At 45.1% G+C, this 18,259-nt stretch carries 19 protein-coding genes; 6 read left to right on the top strand and 13 right to left on the bottom strand.

Annotation, left to right across the window (positions count from 1 at the left end; all coding sequences use genetic code 11):
- Window positions 1-12: 12 nt before the first annotated feature.
- From tolA to aspS, 13 genes are all read right to left on the bottom strand, one after another.
- On the bottom strand, window positions 13-1,077 hold the full coding sequence (tolA, locus tag R7Q38_RS10730; protein ID WP_005387924.1) for a cell envelope integrity protein TolA: 1,065 nt from the start codon (window positions 1,075-1,077) through the stop codon (window positions 13-15).
- Between the two features lie 13 nt (window positions 1,078-1,090).
- Window positions 1,091-1,534: an ExbD/TolR family protein gene (locus tag R7Q38_RS10725; RefSeq protein WP_005378298.1), complete on the bottom strand. Its 444-nt coding sequence runs from the start codon at window positions 1,532-1,534 to the stop codon at window positions 1,091-1,093.
- A 3-nt stretch (window positions 1,535-1,537) separates the two neighbouring features.
- Window positions 1,538-2,236 (bottom strand): protein TolQ, encoded by a 699-nt coding sequence (gene tolQ, locus R7Q38_RS10720; protein ID WP_005378301.1) that lies wholly within the window; start codon window positions 2,234-2,236, stop codon window positions 1,538-1,540.
- The gene (gene ybgC / locus R7Q38_RS10715; RefSeq protein ID WP_017820044.1) at window positions 2,226-2,645 is read right to left on the bottom strand and encodes a tol-pal system-associated acyl-CoA thioesterase; all 420 of its coding nucleotides are present in this window, start codon (window positions 2,643-2,645) and stop codon (window positions 2,226-2,228) included. The genes tolQ and ybgC overlap by 11 nt, the downstream gene beginning before the upstream one ends.
- A gap of 172 nt (window positions 2,646-2,817) precedes the next feature.
- On the bottom strand, window positions 2,818-3,120 hold the full coding sequence (ybgE, locus tag R7Q38_RS10710; protein WP_031781159.1) for a cyd operon protein YbgE: 303 nt from the start codon (window positions 3,118-3,120) through the stop codon (window positions 2,818-2,820).
- A complete protein-coding gene (cydX, locus tag R7Q38_RS10705) occupies window positions 3,113-3,220 on the bottom strand; it encodes a cytochrome bd-I oxidase subunit CydX (RefSeq protein WP_000270284.1) in 108 nt (35 codons plus the stop codon). Before cydX ends, ybgE begins: the two co-directional genes overlap by 8 nt.
- A 12-nt stretch (window positions 3,221-3,232) precedes the next feature.
- Window positions 3,233-4,369, bottom strand: coding sequence for a cytochrome d ubiquinol oxidase subunit II (gene cydB, locus R7Q38_RS10700; protein WP_006742909.1), 1,137 nt, complete (start codon window positions 4,367-4,369; stop codon window positions 3,233-3,235).
- Window positions 4,370-4,386: 17 nt separating this feature from the next.
- A complete protein-coding gene (gene cydA, locus R7Q38_RS10695) occupies window positions 4,387-5,973 on the bottom strand; it encodes a cytochrome ubiquinol oxidase subunit I (RefSeq protein ID WP_005378311.1) in 1,587 nt (528 codons plus the stop codon).
- A 461-nt stretch (window positions 5,974-6,434) separates the two neighbouring features.
- Window positions 6,435-7,439 (bottom strand): Holliday junction branch migration DNA helicase RuvB, encoded by a 1,005-nt coding sequence (gene ruvB, locus R7Q38_RS10690; RefSeq protein WP_005378312.1) that lies wholly within the window; start codon window positions 7,437-7,439, stop codon window positions 6,435-6,437.
- A gap of 286 nt (window positions 7,440-7,725) precedes the next feature.
- On the bottom strand, window positions 7,726-8,337 hold the full coding sequence (ruvA, locus tag R7Q38_RS10685; RefSeq protein WP_017820041.1) for a Holliday junction branch migration protein RuvA: 612 nt from the start codon (window positions 8,335-8,337) through the stop codon (window positions 7,726-7,728).
- 67 nt (window positions 8,338-8,404) lie between these two features.
- Window positions 8,405-8,926, bottom strand: a complete 522-nt coding sequence (gene ruvC, locus R7Q38_RS10680) for a crossover junction endodeoxyribonuclease RuvC (protein ID WP_005387909.1) — start codon at window positions 8,924-8,926, stop codon at window positions 8,405-8,407.
- A gap of 92 nt (window positions 8,927-9,018) precedes the next feature.
- Window positions 9,019-9,765, bottom strand: a complete 747-nt coding sequence (locus tag R7Q38_RS10675) for a YebC/PmpR family DNA-binding transcriptional regulator (protein ID WP_005378402.1) — start codon at window positions 9,763-9,765, stop codon at window positions 9,019-9,021.
- Window positions 9,766-9,907: 142 nt separating this feature from the next.
- Entirely contained in the window at window positions 9,908-11,686 is a 1,779-nt protein-coding gene (gene aspS / locus R7Q38_RS10670) for an aspartate--tRNA ligase (protein ID WP_171344566.1), read from the bottom strand.
- A 273-nt stretch (window positions 11,687-11,959) separates the two neighbouring features.
- Here aspS and R7Q38_RS10665 point away from each other — a divergent pair, with 273 nt between their 5' ends.
- The 6 genes from R7Q38_RS10665 (at window position 11,960) to R7Q38_RS10640 (ending at window position 18,222) form a co-directional block, all read left to right on the top strand.
- Complete coding sequence (locus tag R7Q38_RS10665) at window positions 11,960-12,826, top strand: DUF72 domain-containing protein (protein ID WP_171344565.1); 867 nt, start codon at window positions 11,960-11,962, stop codon at window positions 12,824-12,826.
- A gap of 93 nt (window positions 12,827-12,919) precedes the next feature.
- Complete coding sequence (gene cmoA / locus R7Q38_RS10660; protein ID WP_017635063.1) at window positions 12,920-13,657, top strand: carboxy-S-adenosyl-L-methionine synthase CmoA; 738 nt, start codon at window positions 12,920-12,922, stop codon at window positions 13,655-13,657.
- An 81-nt stretch (window positions 13,658-13,738) separates the two neighbouring features.
- Window positions 13,739-14,710: a tRNA 5-methoxyuridine(34)/uridine 5-oxyacetic acid(34) synthase CmoB gene (cmoB, locus tag R7Q38_RS10655; protein ID WP_064353746.1), complete on the top strand. Its 972-nt coding sequence runs from the start codon at window positions 13,739-13,741 to the stop codon at window positions 14,708-14,710.
- Between the two features lie 276 nt (window positions 14,711-14,986).
- Complete coding sequence (locus R7Q38_RS10650) at window positions 14,987-15,733, top strand: ATP-dependent zinc protease (protein WP_005378391.1); 747 nt, start codon at window positions 14,987-14,989, stop codon at window positions 15,731-15,733.
- Window positions 15,734-15,744: 11 nt separating this feature from the next.
- Complete coding sequence (locus R7Q38_RS10645) at window positions 15,745-17,250, top strand: inactive transglutaminase family protein (RefSeq protein WP_005378389.1); 1,506 nt, start codon at window positions 15,745-15,747, stop codon at window positions 17,248-17,250.
- Window positions 17,251-17,253: 3 nt separating this feature from the next.
- On the top strand, window positions 17,254-18,222 hold the full coding sequence (locus R7Q38_RS10640) for an alpha-L-glutamate ligase-like protein (RefSeq protein ID WP_005378387.1): 969 nt from the start codon (window positions 17,254-17,256) through the stop codon (window positions 18,220-18,222).
- Window positions 18,223-18,259: the final 37 nt, after the last annotated feature.

Below are 18,259 nucleotides of genomic sequence, written 5' to 3'. Positions count from 1 at the left end.
TTATTCCTTATTCTAGTATTCAACGGTTAAGTTGATATCTCTAACTTTATCAATAACATCTCTATCTTTAGGCATCGGAAAGTTGCCAACTTGGGCTACTGCACTTTTGGCTGCACTACAAAGACGAGAGTCACCGTTTAACACAGTAACATTACTCACAATACCATCAGTCCCAGTTGGAACTAGCTTCACATTAAGCCTACACGACTTTCCCACAAGATAATCGTCCTTAATGATACGACTCTCTATCAATTGTTTGTAAATTGCACCATAGCGGTCAACTTCAGATTGCACATGTTGATTTTTCGCTTGCTGATTCTGTTCTGACTCACTCTCGAGACCCGCAAAAATATCATCTAACGCGGCTTCTTGAGCTTTACGCTCACGCTCGGCACGCTCAGCTGCTTCTCTCGCTTTACGCTCTCGCTCCGCTGCCTCTTTTGCCGCTTTCTCTTTTGCAATGCGCTCTTGTTCAGCTTTTTCAGCAGCTTCACGCTCACGACGTGCTTTTTCTTCCGCTTCTTTTGCTGCTTTTTCACGAGCCAAACGTTCTTGCTCAGCTTTTGCTATAGCCGCTTCTTTTGCTAAACGCTCCTGCTCAGCTTTACGCACGGCTTCTTCTTTTTCCTTGCGCTCTTTTTCTAGCTTAGCAGCTCGCTCTTTTTCTTTGCGAACACGTTCTTCTTCCTGCTTGCGCTCTTGCTCTTTTTTCTTACGTGCAGCTTCTGCTTCTCGTGCCGCTTGAGCATCTTTCGCTTGCTGCTCTTTCAACTTGCGAATTTGCTCTTCTTCAGCTTTGCGGTTTTTTTCTAACTGCTCTGCTTCGCGTCTCAGTTTATCAAGACGCTCTTGTTCTTTTTTCGCTGCCTTTTCGCGTTGCTGGCGAATTTCTTTCGCTTGTTGCTGCACAAGTTTTGGATCGATGACAACAGCTTGAACCATTTGCCCTGTAGGCTCTGGTTTAGACATGTTGAAGTCCGTCCCCCAAAGCAGGGCTGCAACTAGAATTGCATGCAAACCAATCGATATTGCTATCGGTTTGGCGTATTGGTTGGGTTTCTTCTTGTGATCTTTCATAGATAATTGATGTCTATTCCCTGATATCGGTCATTAGACCTACCTTAGGGATACCAGCTCGACTTAGTTCATCTAGCAATAGAACAACATCGGCATATGGTGTTGCCGCGTCTCCACCTACCGCAACTGGTGAATCTGGCTTAACCTCTCGCTCCGCTTTCACTCGCACAATAACATCTTGCAACGACAAACCTCGCTGAACTTCTTCATCATTTACGCTTAGGCCTAAATTACCCTCGCTATCAATTTCGATGATAATAAAGCTACTGTCAGTCTCGCCAGCAAGGTCTTGCATAGATTCTGCGGTCGATGTTTTCGGAAGATCAACGTCGACGCCTTGAGTCACAAATGGAGCGGTCGCCATAAAAATGATCAACAGTACGAGCATTACGTCGATATACGGAACAACGTTGATCTCCGCTGTCATTTTTCGCTTTTTAGGTTGATAACCCGCCATGCTTTATTCCTTATCCGCGCTGTCTCGGCCAGCCATCGCTTGACGATGAAGGATGCTGTGGAATTCTTCAGAAAATGTTGCGTAAGTGTGCTCTAGTTTACTCACTTTATTGCTTAGGCGGTTGTACGCCATTACTGCCGGAATAGCCGCAAATAGCCCCATCGCTGTCGCGATAAGTGCCTCGGCGATACCCGGTGCAACCATAGACAACGTAGCTTGCTTTACTTCACCCAGCGCAATAAAGGCATGCATGATGCCCCAAACGGTACCAAATAGGCCGATATAAGGGCTTATAGAACCGACTGTTGCCAAAAACGGTAAGCTTGTTTCTAGCTCATCTACTTCACGAGAAACAGCAACGCGCATTGCGCGGCCAGTGCCTTCCATGATGTAAGCTGGTGAATTTGCGTTGCTCTTACGTAGGCGAGCAAACTCTGTAAAACCTGCGTAGAAGATTTCTTCTGTGCCTTCAATTTCGTCTTTACGCGCTTTTACTTTTTGGTAAAGCTGAGAAAGATCAGTACCCGACCAAAATTTGTCTTCAAACTGCTCTGCATTTTTTGATGCTTGAGAAAGCACTTTGCTGCGCTTGATGATCATTGCCCATGACACAATTGACATGCCAAGCAACGTCAGCATCACAAGCTTTACCAACAGACTGGCCTGAAGAAAGAGATCTAAAATGGAAATATCAGCAGTCACTATTTGTTAGCTCCGAATTTATAAAGGTTGGAATAGCTATTGGTTTCATTTTCTTATTATCGATACATGCTACCTTAACCGAGGCCTTGCACAATATCTTGCCTTGATCATTGACCAACTCTTGACAGAATTGCAGAGAAGCACGTTTTATTTCTGACACTCGGGTTACGACTGTCAGATGCTCGTCCAGCCTAGCCCCTTGGTTGAAATCGATATCCATGTGTCGGACAACAAAGCCGATATTTTGTTCCAGTAACACATGTTGAGAAATGCCTTTAGCACGTAACATCTCTGTCCGTGCGCGCTCAAAGAATTTTAGATAATTAGAATGATATACAACACCGCCCGCATCAGTGTCTTCATAGTACACGGTGATCGGCCAGTGAAAGAGATTTGATGTGCCTTGCAAGGGAGTACCAATATATTCAATTCTTTAAAGTAATTACTATAACTGAAGCGACAGCAATTGGTACCGAGCTAAGGAAATATTTTTGAAATTTGTAGAAAAAATAAAAGCTAGGCGAGATACCTAGCTTTTATTCGATGATTTAGTAACCGACTTTATTACAGCATATTTCAGCCTAAATGAAATAAAGTGCCGTTAGATAAATTAAGATAGCTAACGAGAAATAAGGACTAAACAAAACTTGCCAGTACCAGTTTCTTGGCTTGAAGCCCACCCCATACACCATGCTTGAACATACAGACCAAATCAGTGCTGGTGCGATGATTGAGTCAAAACCACCAATTGCTTGATGGTAAGCTTCAGGGTCCCACATCACCAATCCTACGTGCATAAAGCCAAGGATGAGAGATAAGACTCGTAGCAGAGTCTTATCCATTGGTGCGTGAAGTTTCGCTACCTTATCAGCGAGGTTACTCACTGTCTTTATCCATCATTTCTGAGTGCTCTAGCCAAAGAGCGTTGATGATACCGAATGCACAAGCAAGTAGTACACCTAGAATCCATGCGAAATACCACATAGTAAATGCTCCTTAGTAAAGTGAGTTTTTGTTGTCTTCAATGTACTGGTCATCAAGGCGACCAAACATCTTGTAGTAAGTCCAAGATGTGTAGCCAAGGATGATTGGCACCATAACAAACGCAACGCCTGTCATTAGGTTCAGAGTCAGCTCAGATGACGTTGCATCCCACATTGTTAAGCTGTGGCTTGGCATTAAGTCTGAAGGCATGATGAATGGGAACATCGCAAAACCTGCAGTAAAGATAACACCAGCAACACCCAAGCTTGAAGTAATGAACGAAATCGCACATTTTTCAAGACGAGATGCCAATACAGCGAGAAGCGGCATTGCAACACCTAATACAGGAGCAGCCCATAGTAGTGGGTAGTTTTCAAAGTTCTTCATCCACGCACCAGCTTCACGGATAACCTCTTTGTTTAGAGGGTTAGAAGCAGCGTTAGTGTCGATACCGCCAACAATGACGTAGCCATCGATATTTTGGATCCAGAAACCAGCCGCTACAAACGCAGCAACCGTCAGTAAACCAGCTAACTGAGCAACGTTGCGCGCACGCACATGCACTTCGCCCGTTGTTTTCATTTGTAGCCAAGTAGAACCTTGCATCAAAATCATGAACAAGCTTACTAGACCACACAACAGTGCAAATGGGTTTAGTAGACCAAAGAATGAGCCATGGTATGTTGGCATCAAGAACTCACTCAATTGGAATGGTACACCTTGTAGAAGGTTGCCAAACGCTACACCAAAGATGATTGGCGGAACAAAACCACTGATTGAGATACAGATATCCCAGGTATTGCGCCATTTTGGATCTTCGATTTTAGAGCGGTAGTCTAGGCCCAGAGGACGAAGCCATAGCGCTGCTAGTGTCAAAATCATCGCTAAGTAGAAGCCTGAAAATGACGTTGCGTAAACCAAAGGCCAAGCTGCGAACAGTGCACCACCAGCAGTGATAAGCCAAACTTGGTTACCATCCCAGTGAGGAGCAATTGAGTTAATCATGACACGGCGTTGCGTGTCGTTTTTACCGATGATAGGTACAAGCGCGCCTACACCCATATCGAAGCCGTCTGTTACTGCAAAACCAACTAGTAGAACACCGATTAGTACCCACCAGATGAGTCGCAAGATTTCGTAATCAAACATCTTGTTATCTCCTTACCTTACGCTTCTACTTGGCGACTAACTTTGTCTTCAACAGAGTCAGCATTTTGCTCGAAGTGGTAGCGACCCGTTTTCAGGCTACTTGGGCCTTTACGAGCGAATTTCAACATTAGGTAAACTTCTGCAATCAGGAATACCGTGTATAGCGCCAGAATTGCGAAGAGTGAAGTCCAGATTTCACCTGCAGTTAGTGCAGAAGCTGCAACATGTACTGGTAAAATTTCACCTACAGCCCAAGGTTGACGGCCGTACTCAGCGACGAACCAACCCGCTTCAATTGCAATCCAAGGTAGTGGAATGCTAAATAGTGCAGCTTTTAGAATCCATTGTTTCTGCTCAATCTTCTGACGACACGTTTGGATAAACGCCGCACCAAAGACAAACAACATGATGAAGCCACAAGCAACCATGATACGGAATGACCAGAATAGCGGCCATACTGTTGGGATTGAGTCGTCCGCAGCAGCTTGGATTTGCTCTTCTGTTGCATCAACAACATTGTCTGTGTAGCGTTTTAGAAGTAGACCGTAACCTAGGTCACCTTTCACTTCATCAAACGCAGTCATGTTTTCTTCTGACTTATCGCCCGCACGAAGCTTCTCTAGAAGTTCATAAGCGTACATGCCGTCACGAATACGATCGACGTGTTCATCACGTAAATCACGAAGACCTGTTACTTGCTCATCAAAAGAACGTGTCGCGATAATACCCATTACGTAAGGGATCTTAATTGCGTAATCGGTATGCATCGTTTCCTGGTTAGGAACACCAAATAACGTAAATGCGGCAGGTGCAGGTTCAGTGTGCCACTCTGCTTCAATTGCAGCGAGTTTCACTTTTTGAACTTCACCAAGCTCGTAGCCAGATTCGTCACCAAGAACGATGGTAGATAAGATAGCTGCAATACCGAAAGAAGCAGCAATAGCAAACGAACGACGAGCAAACGCAATGTCACGACCTTTTAATAGGTAGTATGAACTGATGCCTAGAATAAACATTGCGCCACAAGTGTAACCAGAAGCAACCGTATGCACGAACTTAACCTGAGCAACTGGGTTTAGTACAACCTCAGAGAAGCTCACCATTTCCATTCGCATGGTTTCGAAGTTGAAATCTGCGCCTACTGGGTTTTGCATCCAGCCGTTTGCGATAAGAATCCAAAGAGCAGAGAAGTTAGAGCCTAGTGCCACAAGCCAGGTAACCGCTAAGTGTTGGCGTTTAGATAGACGATCCCACCCGAAGAAGAATAGACCAACAAAAGTTGACTCCAGGAAGAATGCGACAAGTGCTTCGATCGCTAGCGGTGCACCGAAGATATCACCTACATAGTGGGAGTAGTAAGACCAGTTCGTACCAAACTGGAACTCCATGGTAAGGCCTGTCGCCACACCAAGTGCAAAGTTAATACCGAATAGCTTACCCCAGAACTTGGTCATGTCCTTATAGATTTGCTTGTTCGTCATTACGTACATCGATTCCATAATGGCCAGAAGGAAGGCCATACCAAGGGTCAATGGTACGAATAGGAAGTGATACATCGCTGTCAGTGCAAACTGCAACCGCGATAGATCAACTACGTCAATCATGGTAACTCCTATGTGTCGGCTGAATGACACTCTCTACATATTGCAATCCATATTCAGGTGTTATTTACACTTGAAAAATGTTGAATTATCACAACTCATTGTTGCAAAAATGTGCTTCATTGGTTAGTTAATTGTTAAGCATCAGCTAATATAGCTGGGGCTAATATTACTTGTAAAAACAGATTGTTTCAAAAGGTTTATAGCCGTAACGCGCTTTGATATACATCAATGTTTATGCGCGGAATTTGCACAAAAATCCATCACATTGATCTAGATCAACCAGTATTGGATACGGATGTTAAGAGAGAGTAATCAGGAGAGAAATTAACCAGTTGCAAGCAAACATCGAGTTAACAATCAATGCTTTTTACTTACTAAACCAGTATGAGAAAAAATTCAAAAAATGTGAGTTTGGTCAACTTTAATGAAGCGCTGGGCAACAAAGGCCCAGCGAGGGAATCTTATTTTTCAATTCCGAAATGCAAATACGCGCGATCTGTCGCGATTCTTCCACGCGGAGTGCGTTGTAAATAACCTTGCTGAATAAGATAAGGTTCAAGAACGTCTTCAATAGTGTCCTTTTCTTCACCTATCGCCGCTGCCATGTTGTCGAGCCCGACCGGACCACCACCAAATTTTTCCATAATCGCGAGTAGTAGCTTACGGTCCATGTAATCGAAGCCTTCGGCGTCCACATCAAGCATATTCAACGCCTTATCGGCAACATCGGCACAAATGTGACCATTGCCTTTCACTTCCGCATAATCACGAACACGGCGTAGCAAACGGTTAGCAATACGTGGTGTGCCACGCGCACGTCTTGCCACTTCCAATGCACCTTCAGGTTCCATTGATAAACCTAAACAATCCGCGCTTCGCTGCACAATATCTTGGAGGTCTTTTATCTTATAAAACTCAAGGCGCTGAGTAATACCAAAGCGATCGCGCAATGGTGACGTTAAAGATCCCGCTCGGGTCGTCGCACCAATTAGCGTAAATGGTGGTAAATCGATCTTAATAGAACGAGCGGCCGGACCTTCACCGATCATAATATCCAGTTGATAATCTTCCATCGCCGGATACAGCACCTCTTCAACCATCGGGCTCAAGCGGTGAATCTCATCGATGAACAACACATCGTTTTCTTCGAGGTTGGTTAACAGCGCGGCCAAATCGCCTGCTTTCTCAAGTACAGGGCCTGAAGTAGTGCGAATGTTCACTTCCATTTCATTGGCAACGATGTTCGCAAGTGTGGTTTTACCCAAACCTGGGGGACCAAAAATCAAAAGGTGATCAAGTGCTTCGCTACGTAACTGAGCAGCTTTAATGAAGATTTCCATTTGGTCACGGACATGGTCCTGACCTTGGTAATCCGCTAATTTTTTTGGCCGAATAGCACGATCAATGACATCTTCATCACGAAAGGCAGGGTTTTCTGGCGCGATTAAACGATCGGCTTCAATCATCTTTTTACCTTGAAAAATGGTTACCTGAGAGAATAATGCCGCTCGTTTAACAGCAAGTGGCATATTTCTATATCTCGTTATCCTGTACAGCGACGAAGGAGCGTGATACAGGATCTTCTATCCGAGCGATTTATGGTCAAATTGTTTCATTAACCGCTCAGCGTGCTGCTATTAGATTCCCAGTCTCGCCAGGCTCGCTGGAATGACACAAAAAACATCGTTAAGCGATTGGCATTAACCTTAGAGAATGAGTTATCTTGAACAAATGTTCACTGTGCAACCAGCGCTACACCATTGATTTTAGAGCTTCACGGATCATTTGCTCACTGCTCATGTCCGGTTTAGCGATCTGAGATACCACTTTCGACGCTTGAGTCGGCTTGTAACCTAGAGCTAGAAGCGCACTGATTGCTTCTTCTTCCGCGTTGTTGGATGTCGCACTAGAATCCGCAGGAGCAGCATCCGTAAATGGTGTAAATAGATCGCCAGCGCCCCACCCTTTCAAGCGGTCTTTCATTTCAACAACCAATCGCTCTGCAGTTTTCTTGCCAACGCCTGGAAGCTTAACCAGCGTAGAAACGTCTTCATGTTCCACACAAGTAACAAATTGCGTTGCCGTCATACCAGAGAGAATACCAAGACCGAGTTTAGGACCAACGCCATTGGCTTTGATCACTTCACGGAAAAGTGCTCGTTCTTTTACCGTGTTGAAACCGTATAGCAATTGCGCATCTTCACGGACAACAAAGTGAGTATAAATAATGGCTTCTTCGCCAACATTTGGCAGTTCGTAAAAACAGCTCATTGGCATCTGGACTTCATAGCCAATGCCATTAACTTCAATTAATACTTCAGGTGGTTGTTTTTCAATCAGTATGCCACGAAGACGTCCAATCACTATAAATACTCTTTGGAAATGAATTTGCGACAGGATAATAAAGAACTGGATAGACATCCAGTTAATTTTATCGATAGCGCCCTTTTCTGGCACTGGTTGCTTTGCCCGCTAAGGCAACGAGAGTCTTGTTAGTATTGGCATGACAAATCGCCACACCTAAAGCATCGGCCGCATCCGCTTGAGGCTTGGCGGGCAATTTAAGCATCTGCTGAACCATATGCTGAACTTGCGCTTTGTCCGCGCCACCAGTGCCTACGACAGCTTGCTTAATAAGACGAGCCGCGTATTCAAATACCGGCAACTCCGCATTCACCGCAGCAACAATTGCACTGCCACGAGCTTGGCCAAGTTTTAGCGCTGAATCCGCGTTTTTGGCCATAAACACTTGCTCGATCGCGAAAACGTCCGGTTGAAACTGGGTAATGATTTCCGTGACGCCTGCATAAATCTGTTTAAGCCGACCCGGAAGTTCTTTTTCTGAAGTACGAATGCAGCCACTACCAAGGTATTGCAAGTGGCGTCCATTTTGACGAATGACCCCATAGCCGGTAATGCGCGAACCTGGGTCAATGCCCAAAATAATTGACATGAATGTTCCTAAAAATGAGGCCTAATTCGGCCTCAGTCTTTTTATTATTACTTGCTAACTTCGGAGCAAATACCGCTCTCGACACCTTGAGTTTAATCTAGCGTAGCCGCAACGTCGTCAGAGATATCACCATTGTGATAAACCTCTTGAACGTCGTCCAGATCTTCCAAAGCGTCAATCAAACGAAGTAGTTTTGGCGCAGTATCCGCGTCCAAATCTGCTTTCGTAGATGGGATCAGCGACACCTCCGCGTTCTCTGCCTCAAACCCTGCGGCATCAAGAGCATCTTTTACGAGTCCAAAATCGCCTGGGGCCGTGTAGACATCAATCGAGCCATCTTCTGCCGTTTCAATGTCATCAGCACCACTTTCTAATGCTACTTCCATTACCGCATCCTCATCTAAACCTGGGCCATATGAAATCACGCCTTTCTTGTCGAAAAGATAGTTGACGCTACCATCCGTCCCCAGATTACCGCCTGACTTTGAGAATGCATGGCGTACGCCAGATACCGTACGATTTCGGTTATCCGTCATACATTCGACCATGACCGCCGTACCACCTGGACCATAACCTTCATAGATCACGGTTTCCATGTTGTCGTCGCCTTCACCACCAGCACCTCGGCTGACAGCGCGATTGACAGTGTCACGTGTCATGTTGTTAGACAGTGCTTTATCAATTGCGGCTCGCAAACGTGGGTTATTTTCTGGCTCACCGCCCCCCTCTTTTGCCGCAACAACGATTTCACGGATTAATTTAGTAAAGATTTTGCCGCGCTTCGCATCTTGCGCTGCTTTACGGTGACGAATATTCGCCCATTTACTATGACCAGCCATAATTCACCTTTTAATGTATTTTGACGCTTAATAACAAAACATGTTCTAAAAGCGTTGCTTGGGAAATTGCTTTGGAAGTTTCTTGGGTTTATTTAAACAAAAACTCCCGCAGTTGCGGGAGTTTTCTTCAAATGTTGTGCGCTTATTCTGCGTCTTTTTCTTTCGCTGCAGTTACTGCGATTGCTAGCTCTTCTAGCGCTGCTGGGTTCGCAATACTTGGTGCGTCTGTTAGTAGACACGCAGCTGCTGTTGTTTTAGGGAACGCGATAACATCACGGATGTTCTCTGTACCACATAGCAGCATTACTAGACGGTCTAGACCAAATGCAAGACCAGCATGTGGAGGCGTACCGAATTTCAGCGCATCAAGCAGGAAGCCGAACTTAAGCTGTTGCTCTTCAGGTGTGATGCCTAGAATATCAAATACGGCTTCTTGCATATCTGCGTTGTGGATACGAACAGAGCCGCCGCCCACTTCGTAGCCATTTAGAACCATATCGTAAGCGTTAGAATTTGCCGCAGCAGGGTTTGCTTTTAGCTCTTCTGCAGTCACACCTAGAGGCGATGTGAATGGGTGGTGCATCGCGTGTAGGTTGCCTTCGTCATCTTCTTCGAACATTGGGAAGTCAACAACCCATAGTGGAGCCCATGCAGACTCATCCGTTAGCTCTAGGTCTTTACCTAGTTTCAAACGTAGCGCACCCATTGCTTCTGCAACGATACCCGCTTTATCAGCGCCAAATAGGATAATGTCACCAGATTCCGCTTGAGTACGATCTAGAATGCCGTTGATCACGTCTTCATTTAGGAACTTAGCGACTGGAGATTGGATACCTTCCATGCCCGCTGCACGGTCGTTAACCTTCATCCAAGCTAGACCTTTCGCACCGTAGATGCCAACGAATTCACCGTAGCCATCAATTTGCTTACGAGTCAAAGATGCACCATCTGGAACGCGAATAACGGCAACGCGGCCTTTTTCGTCGTTTGCTGGACCTGAGAATACTTTGAACTCAACATCTTTCACTAGGTCAGCAACGTCTACTAGTTCCAGTGGGTTACGTAGGTCTGGCTTGTCCGAACCGAAACGACGAATCGCTTCGCTGAACGGCATTACTGGGAATTCACCTAGGTCAACGTTTAGTAGCTCTTGCCACATTTCACGAACCATTTTCTCAGTCGTTGCACGAACTTGGTCAGCCGTCATGAATGACGTTTCGATATCGATCTGAGTGAATTCTGGTTGACGGTCAGCACGCAAGTCTTCATCACGGAAACACTTAACGATTTGGTAGTAACGGTCAAAACCAGACATCATTAGAAGCTGTTTGAATAGCTGTGGAGACTGAGGAAGCGCGTAGAAGCTGCCTTTGTGAACACGGCTAGGTACTAAGTAGTCACGAGCGCCTTCTGGAGTCGCTTTTGTTAGTACTGGCGTTTCGATGTCTAGGAAGCCGTTGTCATCTAGGAAACGACGAACAAAGCTAGACGCTTTAGCACGTAGCTTTATGCGGTCGCTCATTTCAGGACGACGTAGATCTAGGTAACGGTACTTCAGGCGCTGCTCTTCAGAGTTCTTTTGGTTGAAGTCTAGAGGCAGAACATCAGAACGGTTGATGATTTCAAGACCTTTCGCAAGGATCTCAACTTCACCTGTTGCCATGTCTTTGTTTGCTTGGCTCTCTGGGCGAACGCGCACTTCACCCGTTAGTTTGATACAGAATTCATTACGAAGTGTGTTCGCCACTTCATACGCATCCGCCATATCTGGATCAACAACTACCTGAACGATACCTTCGCGATCTCGCATATCAATAAAAATAAGACCGCCTAAATCACGACGACGGTTAACCCAGCCGCAAAGTTCTACAGTTTGTCCTGCAAGGGACTTGTTCAGGTGACCACAGTAATGGGTACGCATAATGAAATTCCCAATCTCTCAAATGTTGTTAACTACGCTCTGTCAGCCTCATTGCTAAGCAGAGTAAAGATTCAGTTATACGCTGAATGTCCACGAAAATCGACTACTCAACATACAATTACGTGTGTTTTATCATTCACTGGTGCTTTTTAGTACAACAAATGTTCAAAAGCGCACCAAAGCGAAAAAATTGGGGAGGATTATAGCGTGAAATTACCTATTTCAGCAAAACTCTCGTAAAGTATTCACACGAGTAGCAAGCAGTAAAGAATAATGGATAACTTACCTCTTCGACTTGGATTGACGATGTGGTCGCACAATCAATGGCAACAAAGTTTTTACGGCAGCGGGACAAAGCCCGCTGAACGTTTAGAAAGGTATGCGCAAGTGTTTCATACCGTGGAAGGCAACACGACATTTTATGCCACACCGACGCTCAATACAGTGCAAAACTGGAGAGCCGCAACCCACGATGATTTTCGCTTTACTTTCAAACTTCCTAAAGCCATCACTCATGAGCAAATGCTAAGAGGTTGCAGCGAACAACTGAGAGACTTCATGAAGGTCATGGAGCCTTTGCATGACCGTGTGGGCCAATGGACAATTCAATTACCAGCCGCATTTGGTCCTGAGCACCTTGATCGACTGAAAAAGTTCTGTGCGAGCTTTCCACCTAACTTCCCTCTCGGTGTTGAGGTTCGTCATATGGCATTTTTCTCCAAAGGCGAAGAAGAGCGAGCACTTAACCAATGGTTAGTAGAGAATAATATTGACCGTATTATTATGGATAGCCGCCCAGTCTTTGCCGCTAAGCCCGACAATGAGGCGATCATTGATGCGCAAATGAAAAAACCACGAGTCCCTGTCCACGCCATTGCTACCGCTTCACACCCTTTGATTCGCTTTATTGGTCATCCAGAAGAACAGCAAAATTACGAGTTTTTTAAACCATGGCTCAACAAGTTGCCACAATGGATTGCCGAAGGTAAACAGCCATATGTCATGATCCATACCGCAGACAATATAATTGCTCCAGAGTTGGCCGCAAACCTATATAAAGACATACAAAAGCGTATCACGATCCCTGAGTTAGCGCCTTTCCCTGCTGACGATGGCAACTCGCAGTTACAGATGTTCTAACGCAACACATGACAGAGGCGCGAAATTCCCATAAAATACGCGCCTTTTTTGGTGCCTGACATTTTCAGGCGGCTTGTATGCAGAGACTTAGTTATGAACCCTAAGAGCAATCCAGATACTATTTTTTCGGCTCCAATCGATAAAATTGGGGATTTCACGTTCGATGAACGCGTAGCGGAAGTATTTCCTGACATGATTCAACGATCGGTACCGGGTTACAGCAATATCATTTCTGCAATCGGTATGCTGGCAGAGCGTTTTGTAAAACCTCACTCAAACATCTATGACCTTGGCTGTTCTTTGGGTGCTGCAACATTGTCTATGCGTCGCCATATCAAACAAGAAGGTTGCCAAATCATCGCAGTGGACAACTCTCCTGCGATGGTTGAGCGTTGTAAACTTCACGTCAACGCTTACCGCAGTGACACTCCTGTGGATGTAGTAGAAGCAGACATTCGCAATATCGAAATTGAAAACGCGTCAGTGGTGGTGTTGAACTTCACTTTGCAATTCCTCTCTCCAGAAGATCGTTACTCCTTGCTCGAGAAAATTTACGCAGGCCTGCGTCCAGGCGGCATTTTGATTCTATCGGAGAAGTTCGTCTTCGAAGATGAAGTGTCGAACGAACTGTTAATTGACCTTCACCACGACTTTAAACGTGCGAATGGTTATAGCGAACTAGAAATCAGCCAAAAGCGTAGCGCGATAGAAAACGTAATGCGCCCAGATTCAAAGAAAGAACATAAAGAGCGTTTCGCTAAAATTGGCTTTTCTAGCTACGACGTTTGGTTCCAATGCTTTAACTTCGGCTCCATGTTCGCGATTAAATAGACCATGCATACCAAGCCTGAACCATACCGATTTCGGCTTTTGTTAATAATTTATACCCATCAACTCAGCGATTGACTAACTATGTTTAACTTTGCAAATTTCTACCAATTGATTGCCCAAGACACTCGTCTTCAACCTTGGCTTAATGTGCTTCCGCAACAGCTAACGGATTGGCAAAATGCAGAGCACGGTGACTTTGGTCGCTGGTTGAAAGCCCTGAACAAAATCCCAGCGGGTAGACCGGACAACATCGACATTGTTGATTCTGTCACGATTTCAAACAATGAGCCGATGCCTCAAGGGGAACTTAAAAAGCTAGAAAGCTTACTTCGTACATTCCATCCTTGGCGCAAAGGCCCATACCACGTACACGGCATCCATATTAATACTGAGTGGCGCAGTGATTGGAAATGGGACCGCGTGCTTCCGCATATTTCACCATTAAAGAATCGCAGCGTACTCGATGTAGGTTGTGGTAACGGCTACCACATGTGGCGCATGCTAGGCGAAGGTGCACGCTTAACTGTCGGTATCGATCCATCTCACCTGTTCCTGATTCAGTTCGAAGCAATTCGTAAACTAATGGGCGATGACCAACGTGCACACCTACTGCCATTGGGCATTGAACAACTACCTAAGTTAGAAGCGTTCGATACGGTATTCAGCATGGGCGTGCTTTACCATCGCCGCTCGCCTCTCGATCATTTAGTGCAACTAAAAGATCAATTGGTATCTGGAGGTGAACTCGTATTGGAAACACTCGTGATTGAAGGTGATGAGAATGCAGTACTGGTCCCGACTTCTCGTTACGCGCAAATGCGTAATGTCTATTTCTTCCCTTCAGCAAAAGCCCTAAAAGTGTGGCTAGAATTGGTCGGTTTTGAAGATGTTCGTATCGTTGATGAAAACATCACGTCCGTAGACGAACAACGTACCACAGATTGGATGACGCATAACTCTCTACCTGACTACTTAGATCCGAACGACCCAAGCAAAACTGTAGAAGGCTATCCTGCCCCTCGCCGCGCGGTTCTTGTCGCTCGCAAATCATAATTCGCTGAGATTCCTGACATTGTCTTAACTCATTTTACGAGTTAAGACATTACCCTCTTTCCTCGTAATGAGCGAGTTTGTTTTTTGAATCCATTTTTCACGTCAAAATATAAGCACGCTCTAAATAAGGATGCGCTTTTATGTCCTTGATTTTTGGCTTTTCATCACTATTCCTCAAACAATAAGTAATAGAGAAACATTCTTACTTGTGAGGCTTTATCGATATAAGCTAAACTCCTAAAAAATAAACAACTTAATCCAATCCCAAGGTTTTCAATGTTATTACGATTGACCCCGATTGTTGCCATCGCCTTACTATCTGGATGCTCACTAACCAAAGGCGAACAGTACCACCAAGAAACGTTAGCGGCGATTCAAAATTCAGAAGCGAATGTCAATAATCGCATTACCAACCTAGAGCTACAGCTCAGCAACCAATCGGACTATATCGACAGCCTTGAAGAACAAGTCGATAAACTACAGGTTGAACTTCTTACATTTCGCGATGAAGCAATGGCAGAAGTAAAAAAACCGAAAGAGCCGATTATTGTCCAATCTCCCGCTCCTGTGGAACCAACCCCAACTCACGATATTGTCCTTGGCTCTATCGAAAAGGTCACTGTAGAGTCGATTAAGCAAACTTTTGATGCACGTATCGACACTGGTGCCGCGACGTCGTCTTTAAATGCCGTTGATATTGAAGAGTTCGAAAGAAATGGCAAAAAATGGGTCCGATTCCACTTAGCAGACACCAGTAAATCCGAAGAAGAGAAAAGTACTTGGATCGAAGCTCCTGTCATTCGCTACGTCAAAATCCGCCAGGTTACCAGTGAAGAGTTAGAACGCCGCGCTGTGGTAGAACTTTGGGTGCGCGTTGGAAAAATTCATGAAAAAGCGCAATTTACGTTGGCAGATCGCTCACATATGAACCATCCTATTTTACTGGGTAGAGAATTTATGCGCGACATAGCACTTGTCGATGTAAGTCGTACCTATATCCAAACGGACGAAGATAAAAAATAATAAGGTAGATTATGACGTCAAAAATACCGTTTTACCTTTCTATCATCTTATTGGTGATTGCGGGCATTGCTCTGAGTGTTTTCAGACATGAAAACTACGGCGTGCCTTGGACGCCAGGCGAAACTCGCCAGGTATGGGATGTAGAAGCTCGTATTGAGTTCAACGCTAACGGCAACGAAGTAAAAGCGTCACTTGCAGCACCTCATACACAAAGTGGTTACACACTTATCGGTGAATCTGCTTCCTCATCAGGTTATGGCGTTTCCTACATCAATGACGATTCAGGCCGTCGTGCAGAATGGTCAATTCGCCAAGCTCAAGGGCCACAAACCATATACTACAAAGCCCAGTTCTTAGTAGACCCTCAGGCTAAAGTCACTCCTTTACCGCCAACGGAAGACATTACGCCACCAACGCTATCAGCACCACAAGCAGCAGCGGCAAATGCCCTTATCGAACGTGCGATGAGTCGCTCAGCCGATAATGTGACGTTTACTCGTGAGCTTATCAAAGCGCTTAATGACCCAGATAGCCAAAACTCGTCGCTACTACTGAACGATTTCAGCCGTACTGATGCACTGCATAACATTTTGCTTACCGCAGGTATACAGAGCAAAACCGTCGGTGTTATCGAACTAGAAGATGGTCGTCGACGCCAAACAATTCAACCAATGGTTCAGGTTTGGTCAGGTAAAGATTGGGTACTGTTTTCACCAAAATCCGAACAAAAAGCAGTGAAACCCAACTTGTTAGTGTGGGATGAATCAAACGTATCCTTACTTGACCTTGTTGGTGGTAAAAATAGCCAAGTGCATTTCTCGATGATTAAGCAAGAAATGACACCACAACAAGCTACAAACAACAAAATAGAAGCAGATGGATTACTGAATATTTCAATTCATAGCTTACCTTTGGAAGAGCAAGCGATGTTCAAAACCATCATGCTCATCCCTATCGGTGCTCTGATCGTTGTGTTCTTGCGTGTGATTATCGGCCTGAAAACATCCGGTACCTTCATGCCTGTGTTGATTGCCGTTGCTTTTGTTCAAACTCAACTATTAACGGGTATTGTCGGTTTCTTGCTAATTGTAGGTACAGGCCTGATTATTCGAAGCTATTTGTCTAGGTTGAACTTATTGCTGGTAGCAAGGATATCTGCGGTCATTATTACCGTTATCATGATCATCTCGGTGTTCACCGTTGTTGCGTTTAAGATGGGCTTAACGGAAGGCCTAACAATTACCTTCTTCCCTATGATCATCTTGTCTTGGACGATTGAACGTATGTCAATCCTATGGGAAGAAGAAGGTGCGAAGGAAGTTGCTCTGCAAGGTGGTGGTTCATTGCTGACAGCGGTATTAGTTTACCTTGCAATGACGAACTCATACATTCAACACTTAACCTTTAACTTCATTGGTCTACAGTTGATTGTTCTGGCCGGTATTCTATTACTAGGTACTTACACAGGTTACCGCCTCACTGAGCTACGACGCTTCAAACCACTAGCGGAGGACTAAACGATGTTCGAAAGTTTTACTTCGCCGTCTAAGCTTCGCCATAAAGGCATTATGGGGATGAACAAGCGTAACCACAGCTATATTGGCCGTTACAATGATCGTTCTAAATACCCACTTGTCGATGACAAGCTAAAGACCAAAATTATTGCACAGGCAGCAGGAGCAACAGTTCCTGCCCTGATCGGTGTCATTCATAACCAAGCTGAAGTTAAGACTATCCACAAAATGGTTGAGAACTGGCCTGGTTTTGTAATCAAACCTGCACAAGGTAGTGGCGGTAAAGGCATTCTGGTTGTTACGTCTCACAAAAACGGGGTATATACCAAACCCTCCGGCTCTACAATTGGTAGGGATGAGGTCGAGCGTCACATTAGTAATGCGCTTGCTGGCCTTTTCTCTCTTGGTGGTAAAAATGACGTTGCTGTGGTTGAAAACTTAATCAAGTTTGATGACTGTTTTGATGGCTTCAGTTATGAAGGCGTACCAGATGTTCGGATCATCGTATTTAAAGGTTATCCAGTTATGGCGATGATGCGCTGTTCTACAGCGGCTTCCGACGGCAAAGCAAACCTTCACCAAGGTGCCGTAGGAGTAGGCATTGACATCGCGACAGGTAAAGCCGTCAGAGCGGTGCAGTTCGATCATCCAGTGACTCATCACCCTGATACAGGTAAAGACCTTTCGACCCTTCAAGTACCGCATTGGGAGCGCTTGCTGGAGCTTGCGTCAAGTGCCTGGGAAATGACAGGTTTGGGATACATGGGTACGGATATGGTGCTGGATAAAGATGAAGGACCTATGGTTTTAGAGCTTAACGCTCGCCCTGGTCTGGCAATCCAAATCGCTAATGGTGCAGGCTTGCTTCCTCGTTTGAAACACATAGAGAGCCTTGGCACACCTGCTGAGTATCCAAAACCGATTGAACGCGTCGCTTACGCGGCAGAGCAGTTCGGTGTGAAGCCGTTGTTCTAACCCTCCGACATAATGTTCGTTATTACTCGCCAGTAAT

It is taken from the genome of Vibrio sp. Vb0598 (assembly GCF_033338935.1).
In the GTDB taxonomy this organism is placed as follows: domain Bacteria; phylum Pseudomonadota; class Gammaproteobacteria; order Enterobacterales; family Vibrionaceae; genus Vibrio; species Vibrio alginolyticus.
Note: the sequence above shows the minus strand (reverse complement) of the source record. Positions and strands in the feature narration are given on the sequence as shown.